9 protein-coding genes are annotated in these 11,537 nt (G+C 52.6%); 6 read left to right on the forward strand and 3 right to left on the reverse strand.

Features of this window, described 5'->3' with window-relative positions; all coding sequences use genetic code 11:
• Positions 1 to 4 precede the first annotated feature (4 nt).
• From cyoA to ACL2XO_RS08080, 3 genes are all read right to left on the reverse strand, one after another.
• Positions 5 to 937 carry a cytochrome o ubiquinol oxidase subunit II gene (cyoA, locus tag ACL2XO_RS08070; protein WP_132922938.1) on the reverse strand — a complete coding sequence of 311 codons (933 nt, stop codon included), beginning with the start codon at positions 935 to 937 and terminating at the stop codon, positions 5 to 7.
• Between the two features lie 458 nt (positions 938 to 1,395).
• A complete protein-coding gene (ampG, locus tag ACL2XO_RS08075) occupies positions 1,396 to 2,883 on the reverse strand; it encodes a muropeptide MFS transporter AmpG (protein ID WP_413742525.1) in 1,488 nt (495 codons plus the stop codon).
• Positions 2,884 to 2,974: 91 nt separating this feature from the next.
• Positions 2,975 to 3,553 (reverse strand): lipoprotein, encoded by a 579-nt coding sequence (locus tag ACL2XO_RS08080; protein WP_132922936.1) that lies wholly within the window; start codon positions 3,551 to 3,553, stop codon positions 2,975 to 2,977.
• Between the two features lie 302 nt (positions 3,554 to 3,855).
• Between ACL2XO_RS08080 and bolA the strand changes: the two genes are divergently transcribed.
• From bolA to hupB, 6 genes are all read left to right on the forward strand, one after another.
• Positions 3,856 to 4,173: a transcriptional regulator BolA gene (bolA, locus tag ACL2XO_RS08085; RefSeq protein ID WP_207918049.1), complete on the forward strand. Its 318-nt coding sequence runs from the start codon at positions 3,856 to 3,858 to the stop codon at positions 4,171 to 4,173.
• A 334-nt stretch (positions 4,174 to 4,507) separates the two neighbouring features.
• Entirely contained in the window at positions 4,508 to 5,812 is a 1,305-nt protein-coding gene (gene tig / locus ACL2XO_RS08090) for a trigger factor (protein WP_132922934.1), read from the forward strand.
• A 428-nt stretch (positions 5,813 to 6,240) separates the two neighbouring features.
• Complete coding sequence (clpP, locus tag ACL2XO_RS08095; protein ID WP_132922933.1) at positions 6,241 to 6,864, forward strand: ATP-dependent Clp endopeptidase proteolytic subunit ClpP; 624 nt, start codon at positions 6,241 to 6,243, stop codon at positions 6,862 to 6,864.
• A gap of 146 nt (positions 6,865 to 7,010) precedes the next feature.
• Positions 7,011 to 8,285: an ATP-dependent protease ATP-binding subunit ClpX gene (clpX, locus tag ACL2XO_RS08100; protein ID WP_132922932.1), complete on the forward strand. Its 1,275-nt coding sequence runs from the start codon at positions 7,011 to 7,013 to the stop codon at positions 8,283 to 8,285.
• Positions 8,286 to 8,482: 197 nt separating this feature from the next.
• Positions 8,483 to 10,843, forward strand: coding sequence for an endopeptidase La (lon, locus tag ACL2XO_RS08105; protein WP_165934156.1), 2,361 nt, complete (start codon positions 8,483 to 8,485; stop codon positions 10,841 to 10,843).
• 212 nt (positions 10,844 to 11,055) lie between these two features.
• On the forward strand, positions 11,056 to 11,328 hold the full coding sequence (gene hupB, locus ACL2XO_RS08110) for a nucleoid-associated protein HU-beta (protein ID WP_132922930.1): 273 nt from the start codon (positions 11,056 to 11,058) through the stop codon (positions 11,326 to 11,328).
• Positions 11,329 to 11,537 lie beyond the last annotated feature (209 nt).

The following is an 11,537-nucleotide window of genomic DNA, read 5'->3' on the forward strand; positions in this document are numbered from 1 at the left end:
CGTGTTATTCCTCGGTTCCCGCGTGAGAGTGCTCACTCATGCTCATGTCCATCCCGTTTTTCTGGGTCATGTCCATGCTCTTGCCCTTTCCCATGAATTTACCGATGACCGAATCGAACAGGTCGGGTTTCACACTGGAAAAATACTCCACCGGATGGAATTCGCTCGGCGCGGCCAATTGTTCATAGGCATCCATGGTATTTAGGGTTTCCGGCGACGATTTCACCTTTTGGACCCACTCATCAAAACCCTGCTGGTCCGGTGTGGCAATCGCGGTGAACTTCATGCCGGAGAATCCCCTGCCGCTGAAATTGGAAGAGATGCCGTTGTAAGCACCGGGTTCATTGGCAATCAGGTGCAGCGTGGCATTCATTCCCGCCATGGCGTAAATCTGTCCGCCGAGCCGGGGAATAAAGAAGGAGTTCATTACCGAGTTGGAAGTGATGTTGAACTTGACCGGCACATTCACCGGGAAGGCAATCTGATTAACGGTGGCGATACCTTGCTCCGGATAAATGAACAGCCATTTCCAGTCCATCGCCACCACTTCGATATTGATGGTCTTGGCATTGGATGCGATGGGTTTGCCGGGATCCAGCGCATGGGTTGATTTCCAGGTCAGTGTCGCCAGAAAAATGATAATCAGAATCGGCACGGTCCAGACCACCAGTTCCACTTTACCTGAGTGGGACCAGTTGGGACTGTACGTTGCCTTGGTGTTGGTAGCGCGATATTTTATGGCGAAGACCACCGCCATGACGATAGCAGGTATGACTACCAGCAACATCAGCCCGAGGGCAGTCAGTATAAGTGAACGTTGCTCCAGTCCGATCTGTCCTTTGGGATTCATTAACGCCATATCGCAACCGCTCAGTAAAGCGGCGGCGGAAATCAATGACAGAATCCCTATACTTTTATTGTATTTCCTGAGTCTCATCTAACGACCTCAATAAAAAAGGGCTCTAATGTCGTTTCTTGTGTGTGGGCATTTTACGGGAAGGTTGCAGTACTGTAAACATGCTTAAGGTTATGTCAGAAACATGTTTCCGCTCGATGTGAAAGATATCATTGGCTTGGAAAATTATGACAAAATATGAATACTCACAAAGGCTTAGAGAAAAATAAGCCACAGAACAAATATTCTCGATTCATAAAGAATAACGCGGCGGTGTTCTTATCATTACATTAACATAAAAATAGCATTTAACGACAAATAAGCTACAAAAAAGCAAATATGTACCTCCCGCAATAGTAAAGTTGTTAAACTATAACCTTCCTGCCCTATTGCGATAATAAAAATCAGATACAAAAAAAGCCCTTTTTGTATAGCAATAAGAGACGTTTTTACGGCAAAGAGATGAGGAGAAATTCTTATTTAGTCTATTTTTTGGCCTATCAGCCGGCATCCTGTGAACGCCGCATCGACGCAAAATCACAGCAGCATCCCGCCAGTATGGCCAGGGAGATCAGCGCGGCGCCGCTTTGCCAGCAATAGCCGGTCACCGGCGTGGCGTCCAGCCATCCGGCCGACTGCGCCAGCATAAGCACCAGGCCCGCCGCAAGCAGCGAGGCGCCGGCCAGCAGTAACCACAGCGCCCACCGGTAGGGGCCGGCATAACCGACGCGTCTGGGAAAGTCGCCGGTTTCCTGGGCGAAGCTCAGCGTATCCCGGCACACTATCAGCAACAGCAGGCCGGGGACGCCGGCAACGACGGAGAACAGATAGAACCAGGCCCAGCCATGGAGTTCCACGAACCAGCCGGCGATGGGGCCCACATAGACCCGGCCGACGGCGGACAGGGCGGAAAGCAGTGCGAACTGGGTGGCGGAAAAGGACTTATTGCAAAGGCTCATCAGCAGGGCCACGAAGGCCGCGGTCCCCATGCCGCCGCAGAGATTTTCCACAAAGATGGCCGCGCCCATGGAGGCCAGATGCTTATCGGTGACCGCCAACACCCAGTAGCCGGCATTGGATACCGTTTGCAGCACGCCGAACAGCAGCAGGGCGCGAAACAGCGTCAGTCGCTGCATTAATACGCCGCCAACCAGAGTACCCAGTATGGTGGCCAGCAAACCGAAGGTCTTGTTCACTACACCCACTTCTCCGGCGGCGAAACCCACCCCTCGTATCAAAAATGTCGTACTGAGGGCGCCGGCGAAGGCATCGCCAAGTTTGTAACTCACTATCAGCAACAGGATAAGCCAGGCATTGTTGCGGCCGAAGAAATCCCGCAGCGGTTCCACAATAGCCTGCTCCAGCGTCCGGGGAGCCGGAATCGCGTTATCCGGCTCCGGCGCCATCGAGGCCGTCGCCACGCCAATCACCATTAAGCCGGCCATAAGATAATAGGTGTATTGCCATCCCAAAAAACCGTCCGCCAGCCAAAGCGCCAAACCTCCCGAAACCAGCATGGCGATGCGATAGCCTAATACCGAGACGGCGGCGCCGGTTCCGCGCTCTTCCGGCGGCAGCAGATCGGTTTTATAGGCATCGAACACGATATCCTGCGACGCCGAACAGAAGGCCACCCAGACCGCCACCACGGCCATAGCGCCCAGGTTGCGCTCCGGCGTGAGGCTCGCCATGGCGAGAAGGCCGCCTATCAGGGACAATTGGGTAATGATCAGCCAGCCCCGCCGCCGGCCGAACGACGGCGGGGTATAGCGGTCCATCACCGGCGACCACAGGAATTTAAAGACATACGCCTGGCCCACCAGGGAAAAGAAGCCGATGGTTTTCAAATCCACATTGGCCACGGTCATCCAGGCCTGGAGCGTGCCGGACGTTAACGCCAGCGGCAGGCCGGAGGCAAAGCCCAGGCACAGCAACATCAGCGATCGGGGTTGGGCCAGGGTTGCAAGGCTAAGATGGCGATTGGGCATAGGTCGTTCAGTTCGTTAACCGGTGGGTTAAAAGCCCACCCGCGCGGAGCGGGTGGGAACGTGGAAGGGTCGATAGGAATGATACCGCTTATTAATGAGAGTTTTCTTTAATAAATTGGCTGATGCTGGTGTCCTGCGCCATATCGCTGATGACATCGCTCAACACGCTGTTAACGGCTTTGGTGATATTTTCGTTGTTGGCGTTGAATGCGCCCTGCACGCTGTAGTTCGACTGATAATGCTTCATCTGCTTGTTGCCGTTTTTCGCCGTGGCGATAATCGAGATGTCGGCGTTGGTGGTGATGTTATATCGCACGTTGCCTTGGGAAACGTCGGCAAAGAGCTTGTTGACCACGATTTGCAAGTCAACCGCACCGTTCGGCCCTATCATATAGCCACGTGCGGTCATTTGTTTTTCCAGGACTTCCTGCAGCAGGAAGCGCAGATCCCGCGAGGGCGTCAATACCACTATTTGGCCGTCGCGGTTCACCTTCGCCAGGGCCTGGTCGGGGCGCTGGTCGGCACCGTTAATGCTGACCGTAACGCCCATTAGGGAAGGATCCTGCTGCGGCAGGTCGATTCTCGGGGTCACTTCAAGGGTATTGCTTTTGGCGGCGCAGCCGGCGAGCAGCAGCGCAGCCAATAAGGGGAAGAACATTTTTTTCAGCATAATCGCCTTCTCAATCATTAAGATGCATAGGGGGAGACAAATTGGCCACATAATAACATTGCCGTTCGCGGTGGGAAGATCAGAATCACGTTAAATTATGCTAACGTTGCTCTTCCGGCCCGCAATTTTCCTGGTTGGCAAAAAAACACATTACCGGCGCTTTAGCGTAGCGCAGGTCATCTGGGTTGAAGTTTCGGCTTTTTAAGACAAATATTTATGATATTAGTGCTATGAGTTAATAAAAAGTCGGCTAAAGTTCTAATTGACGATATTGAGCGCGCAGCCTAGGCAGTAAGGAGAAAATCATGTTCCGCGAGCAAATAGAAGCAAAAATAAGGGCAGCGTTTGATCCTATCCATCTGGAGGTCATCGACGAGAGCTATCGGCACAACGTGCCGGCGGGTTCGGAAAGCCATTTCAAGGTGATAATGGTGAGCGAGCGTTTTGCCGGCGAGCGGATCCTGAACCGGCATCGCGCGTTATACGCGGTTCTTTCCGAGGAACTGGCCGGGCCGGTGCACGCCCTGGCCCTGCATACCTACACCCTTAAAGAGTGGGCCAGTTTGCAAAATGCCGTACCGGCGTCGCCGCCCTGTCGCGGCGCGGGGCTGATGGCCTGATGAGAGTCTTCGTCTACTCCTTTTCCATATTGAAATTATTCATGCAATCAGAACGGCCGCCCGGCCGTTTTTTTTATTTTTGTGGGCGGCGGCTCGCGGTTTGTGTCAAATTTCGCGCTGTTCTCGACTCATAAACTCTATGCCGCTATAATGCCGCGTCTTATATTTCCGGAATGTATTCGGGATGCTTCTGACGACGACGGGGAACGGGTTTCTGTTCACTCAGACCTCCCGGTTCTAAGAGGCCATTTTCACGTCAGTGGACCTGGATGACCGCTTCTTTGAAAACGGCTTCTGGAGTTGACCGAGCACTGTGATTTTTTGAGGTAACAAGATGCAAGTTTCTGTTGAGACCACTGAAGGCCTGGGGCGCCGCGTAACCATTACCGTTGCCGCCGACAGCATTGAGCAAGCGGTAAAAAGCGAACTGGTGAACGTCGCCAAAAAAGTTCGCATTGATGGCTTCCGCAAAGGAAAAGTGCCGATGAATATCGTGGCACAGCGTTATGGCGCTTCGGTACTTCAGGATGTACTGGGCGACCTGATGCAGCGTAACTTTGTCGATGCCATTATCCAGGAAAAAATCAATCCGGTCGGCTCGCCCGACTATGTCCCCGGCGAATACAAGAAAGGGGAAGATTTTACCTACCATGTTGAATTTGAAGTTTATCCTGAAGTTGAGCTGAAAGATCTGGATACCATCGAAGTCGAAAAGCCCGTGGTTGAGGTTAACGACACCGATGTCGATCAGATGCTCGAAACCCTGCGCAAGCAGCAGGCGGACTGGAAAGAAACCGACCGTGACGTTATCGCTGAAGACCGCGTGACCCTTGATTTTACCGGCACCATTGACGGCGAAGAATTTGAAGGCGGCAAAGCCGCTGATTTCGTGCTCGCGCTGGGCCAGGGCCGGATGATTCCGGGCTTCGAGGAGGGCGTGATTGGCCATAAAGCCGGCGATAGCTTCGAGATCGACGTCAATTTCCCTGAAGATTATCATGCGGAAAATCTGAAAGGCAAAGCGGCCAAGTTTGCCATCGTATTGAAAAAAGTCGAAGAGCGTGAATTACCGGAACTGTCCGAAGACTTCATCAAACGTTTCGGCGTGCCTGACGGCTCCCTCGACGGCCTGCGCGCCGAAGTGCGTAAAAATATGGAACGCGAGCTGAAAAACGCCGTTCGCAACCGGGTTAAGAACCAGGTTATCGACGGACTGATCAGCGCCAATGACATCAATGTCCCGGCGCGGTTGGTGGACGGTGAAATCGACGTCCTGCGCCGCCAGGCCGCCCAGCGTTTCGGCGGCAACGAAAAGCAGGCATTGGAATTGCCGCGCGAACTGTTTGAAGAACAGGCTAAACGCCGCGTTAAAATTGGATTATTGCTGGGCGAAGTGATCCAGACCAACGAGCTGAAAGCCGATGAAAACCGGGTCAAGACCTTGATTGAGGAAATGGCCTCGGCATACGAAGACCCGCGCGAAGTCATCGAGTTTTACGCAAAAAATCAGGAAATGATGAATAATATGCGTAACGTGGCTTTGGAAGAGCAAGCGGTTGAAGCTTTGTTGGCCAGCGCTAAGGTAGTGGAAAAAAACACCACGTTCAGCGAACTGATGAATCAACCCACCGCGGCATGATAAATCTGTCTGGCCGGGGGCTTGCTCCAGACCAGGCGCTGTGTTTATCATTAATGGCCCGTCATCCTATGGTGGCGGGTTTTTTTATTTGCGCAAGGCTGTTCTATGCATCCGTTGCGTCTTCATAAAGGGCGGCGGTTTAGCGCAAATAGTTATGCTTATTTGATACTTAGCGGCCGCCGTTAGATATCGGCACGATGGTTTTCACGTTGCAGCCAATGAAAGAACAGGCGCCGGCGCTTGAAAAGCGTGGTCGGACCCCCCAATTAAAGGTTACAGGGAATTATTACGCCCAAACGCATACGTCCCTGCTGATAACATCCGCTCGACCGAAAAGGCGATCCGTCTGCTTGAACGTGGTGATTGTTCCTCATCTCAAGTAGAATTGGTAAGAATGGCGCCGAAAGAAATTTATCTAGGAGATGGTAATGTCATACAGTGGCGAAAAAGATCAACACGCACCCCGCATGGCGTTGGTGCCGATGGTGGTTGAGCAGACTTCACGCGGAGAGCGTTCTTACGATATCTTTTCGCGCCTGCTGAAGGAACGTGTCATATTTATGACCGGCCAGGTCGAAGACTATATGGCGAACCTGATTGTGGCGCAGATGTTATTTCTTGAGGCCGAGAATCCCGAGAAAGACATCTATCTTTACATCAATTCGCCGGGCGGGGTTATCACCGCAGGCATGTCGATATACGATACCATGCAGTTTATCAAGCCGGATGTCAGCACTATTTGTATGGGGCAGGCCGCCTCCATGGGGGCATTCTTATTGACGGCGGGCGCCAAGGGTAAACGGTTCTGCCTGCCCAATTCCCGGGTGATGATTCACCAGCCTTTGGGCGGCTTCCAGGGTCAGGCGACGGATATTGAAATTCATGCGAAAGAGATTTTGAAGGTGAAATCCCGCATGAACGAACTGATGGCCAAACATACCGGCCGTCCGCTTGAAACAATTGAGAAAGACACGGAACGCGATCGTTTCTTATCCGCCGATGAGGCGGTAGACTACGGATTAGTGGATGGCATATTAAACCATCGCGATTGAGGCGAAATTCTGAATACCCATAGACTATAGTTAGAGTATAGGTGTTCGGGTAGACTCATATTCACTCATCGCGCCGGTTTTACGTTTAGCAGTCGCGTTGCCGCCGTGGTTGATTTGCGGGACAAGACTAGAGAAAGAGGTTACTGATGACAGATAAGCGCAAAGACGGTTCAGGAAAGCTGCTGTATTGCTCTTTCTGCGGTAAAAGCCAGCATGAGGTGCGGAAGCTGATCGCCGGGCCGTCAGTGTATATCTGCGATGAATGCGTCGATTTATGCAATGACATTATTCGCGAAGAGATCAAGGAAGTTGCCCCGCACAGGGAACGCAGCGCGTTGCCGACGCCCCATGAAATCCGCCACCATCTGGACGATTATGTGATCGGCCAGGAGAAAGCAAAAAAAGTCCTGGCGGTAGCGGTATATAACCATTACAAGCGATTGCGCAACGGCGATACCACCAATGGTATCGAACTGGGCAAGAGCAATATTCTTTTGATCGGTCCCACCGGCAGCGGCAAAACGCTGCTGGCGGAAACGCTGGCGCGTTTTCTGGATGTGCCTTTTACCATGGCGGATGCAACCACGCTGACCGAGGCGGGTTATGTCGGCGAGGATGTGGAAAACATCATTCAGAAACTGCTGCAAAAATGTGATTACGACGTGCAAAAAGCGCAGCGCGGCATCGTTTACATTGATGAAATCGACAAGATATCCCGCAAATCGGATAATCCGTCCATCACGCGTGATGTGTCCGGCGAGGGCGTCCAGCAGGCGCTGTTGAAACTCATCGAAGGCACCATTGCCGCCGTGCCGCCCCAGGGAGGCCGCAAGCATCCGCAGCAGGAGTTCCTGCAGGTGGACACCTCGAAGATCCTCTTTATCTGCGGCGGCGCCTTTGCCGGTCTGGACAAAGTCATTGAGCAGCGTATCGATACCGGCCGCGGCATAGGTTTTAGCGCCACGGTCAAAGGCAGCGCCGAAAAGGCGTCCGAAGGACAGCTGCTGACCAAGGTTGAGCCGGAGGATTTGATCAAATTCGGCCTGATACCTGAATTTATCGGTCGTCTGCCGGTGCTTGCCACCCTTAATGAATTGAGCGAGGACGCGCTGATTCAAATCCTGAAAGAGCCGAAAAATGCCCTTACCAAGCAGTACCAGGCATTATTCAATCTGGAAGGAGTGGAGCTGGAATTCCGCGACGAGGCGCTGACGGCCATTGCCAAAAAAGCCATGGCCCGTAAAACCGGGGCGCGTGGATTACGTTCCATCGTCGAGGGCGCGCTGCTGGAAACCATGTATGAACTGCCTTCGCAGGATAGCGTGGAAAAAGTGGTCATCGACGAGTCGGTTATTGACGGCCAGTCGGAGCCATTATTGATCTATGGTAAACATGAGGCACAGCAGGCTTCCGGTGAATAATAGGCCGGCAAGCCGCTGAAATAACGACAAAGTAATTAATGTGGGGGATTTTATCCCCCATTTGTTTTCCATTACCTTGCCCGTTGAATGTAAAAAAATTGCCCCCATATACTCTGATACCTATTTGTTGAAACTGGCAAAAGCCGAGTTTTGCGAATCCCCTAAACCTGGCGGAAGCTAAACTAAGAGAGAGCTCTATGAATGCTGAGCGTTCCGAACGCATAGAAATCCCCGTATTGCCTCTGCGCGATGTGGTGGTCTATCCGCATATGGTCATCCCGCTGTTTGTCGGGCGGGAGAAATCGATTCGGTGCCTTGAAGCAGCCATGGACAGCGACAAAAAAATCATGCTGGTGGCGCAGAAAGAGGCCTCTACGGATGAACCGGGTATTAACGATCTTTTTTCAGTGGGGACCGTCTCTTCGATTCTCCAGATGCTGAAATTGCCCGACGGTACGGTAAAAGTACTGGTTGAGGGTTTACAGCGCGCCCGTATAACGACTTTGTCGGACAGCGGCGAACACTTTGCCGCCCAGGCTGAATATTTCGATACCCCCGAAATAGACGAGCGTGAACAGGAAGTCCTGGTACGTACGGCGATCAATCAATTTGAGGGATACATCAAACTCAATAAAAAGATTCCGCCCGAAGTACTGACGTCTTTGAACAGTATTGATGACGCCGCCCGTTTGGCCGATACCATAGCCGCGCATATGCCGTTGAAATTAAGCGACAAGCAATCGGTTCTGGAAATGGCCGATGTTACGGAGCGGCTGGAATATCTGATGGCGATGATGGAATCGGAAATCGACCTGCTGCAGGTGGAAAAACGGATCCGTAACCGCGTCAAAAAGCAGATGGAAAAAAGTCAGCGCGAATACTATTTGAATGAGCAAATGAAAGCCATTCAGAAAGAATTGGGTGAAATGGACGACGCACCCGATGAAAACGAAGCGCTGAAACGCAAAATCGAAGCGGCGAAAATGCCTAAAGAGGCGCGTGAAAAAACCGAAGCGGAATTGCAAAAGCTAAAGATGATGTCGCCGATGTCCGCCGAAGCCACAGTGGTGCGCGGTTATATCGATTGGATGCTTTCGGTGCCTTGGCACGCGCGCACCAAAGTGAAAAAGGATTTGGTGAAGGCGCAGGAAATACTGGATAAAGACCATTACGGCCTGGAACGGGTTAAGGAACGTATCCTTGAGTATCTGGCGGTGCAGAGCCGGGTCAGCAAGATAAAAGGGCCGATACTCTGTCTGGTGGGACCGCCGGGGGTGGGTAAGACCTCTCTGGGGCAATCCATCGCCAGGGCCACCGGGCGCGAATATGTGCGTATGGCGCTAGGGGGAGTGCGGGACGAGGCTGAAATACGCGGCCACCGCCGGACCTATATCGGTTCCATGCCGGGTAAACTTATCCAGAAGATGTCCAAGGTCGGGGTGAAAAATCCGCTGTTCCTGCTGGATGAGATCGATAAAATGTCCTCGGATATGCGCGGCGATCCCTCTTCCGCGCTGCTGGAAGTGCTGGATCCCGAACAGAACGTGGCATTTAACGACCATTATCTGGAAGTGGATTACGACTTGTCCGACGTCATGTTCGTGGCAACGTCGAACTCCATGAATATCCCGGCGCCGCTGCTGGATCGTATGGAAGTGATTCGCCTGTCCGGCTACACGGAAGACGAAAAACTCAATATCGCCCGCGAGCATCTGCTGCAAAAACAGATTGAACGCAACGCGTTGAAATCGGGTGAGCTGACTATCGAAGACAGCGCCCTGATCGGTATTATCCGCTACTACACCCGTGAAGCCGGGGTGCGTAATCTGGAACGGGAAATTTCCAAATTATGCCGCAAGGCGGTGAAGACGCTGCTGATGGACAAGACCATCAAGCATATCCATATCGACGGCGATAACCTCAAAGACTATCTGGGCGTGCAGCGTTTCGACTATGGCCGCGCCGAAGGCGAAAATCGCGTAGGGCAGGTTACCGGCCTGGCCTGGACCGAAGTCGGCGGGGAACTGCTGACCATCGAAACGGCCTGTGTGCCGGGCAAGGGCAAACTCACCTATACCGGTTCGCTGGGCGAGGTGATGCAGGAGTCGATTCAGGCGGCATTGACCGTGGTGCGTTCCCGTGCGGATAAATTGGGCATCACCGCCGATTTCTACGAAAAGAGGGATATCCATGTGCATGTGCCGGAAGGCGCGACGCCCAAAGATGGTCCCAGCGCCGGTATCGCCATGTGCACCGCCCTGGTTTCTTGCCTGACAGGTAATCCGGTGCGGGCTAACGTTGCCATGACCGGTGAAATAACGTTGCGCGGTCAGGTGCTGCCCATCGGCGGTCTGAAGGAAAAATTGCTGGCGGCGCATCGCGGCGGGATTAAAACCGTATTGATCCCTTACGAGAATAAACGCGATTTGGAAGATATGCCGGCGAATGTGATTCGCGATCTGGATATCCACCCGGTTCAGCGTATCGACGAAGTGCTGACGCTGGCCCTGCAAAACTCGCCTTTTGGCATGGAGATAGTGACCGCGGCGGCAAAATAGTGGCTCAATGTAACATATAGCGTTAAAAATAAGGCTGACAGGCGAATTCCCGCTTGCCAGCCTTTTTTTGTACCGTTAAGTTAGGTAGCTGTCTGGCCTGGTCGGTAATTGCGTTACACTTGCCAGTACATAACAGGCTTGGTATAACAGCTGCGCTGTCGCGTTTAAGGAAAATTCCGCCGCGACAAGAGAATTTTAGAGGGGATGAACGAGTGAATAAGTCACAACTGATCGACAAAATTGCCGCAGGTGCTGATATTTCCAAAGCGGCTGCCGGACGTGCATTGGACGCAATTATTGGTTCCGTTACCGAAACCTTGCAACAGGGAGATGACGTTGCATTGGTCGGCTTCGGCACTTTTACGGTTCGCGAACGCTCTGCCCGTACCGGTCGTAATCCGCAAACTGGTAAAGAAATCAGTATCCCAGCGGCTAAAGTGCCCGGCTTCCGCGCCGGCAAGGGTTTGAAGGACGCTGTCAACTGATTGTTGCACCGTTGTTTTTTGCGTCAAACTATTACCTGACGCAAGTGAACGGGTAGGGTAGAATACAGGGCGCATCTTTTCGATGTGCCTTTTTTGTTTTCTCCTGACAGATGGCTAACGTTGTTGTCAGAGGAATAGCTTTAGCGCGCAGCCGCTCTCGGATGACGGCATGATATACCCTATATGATCCTAGTTGCAGGAAGGCCAAC

Source organism: Sodalis sp. RH15 (assembly GCF_047324255.1).
GTDB classification, from domain to species: Bacteria; Pseudomonadota; Gammaproteobacteria; order Enterobacterales; family Enterobacteriaceae; genus Acerihabitans; species Acerihabitans ligni.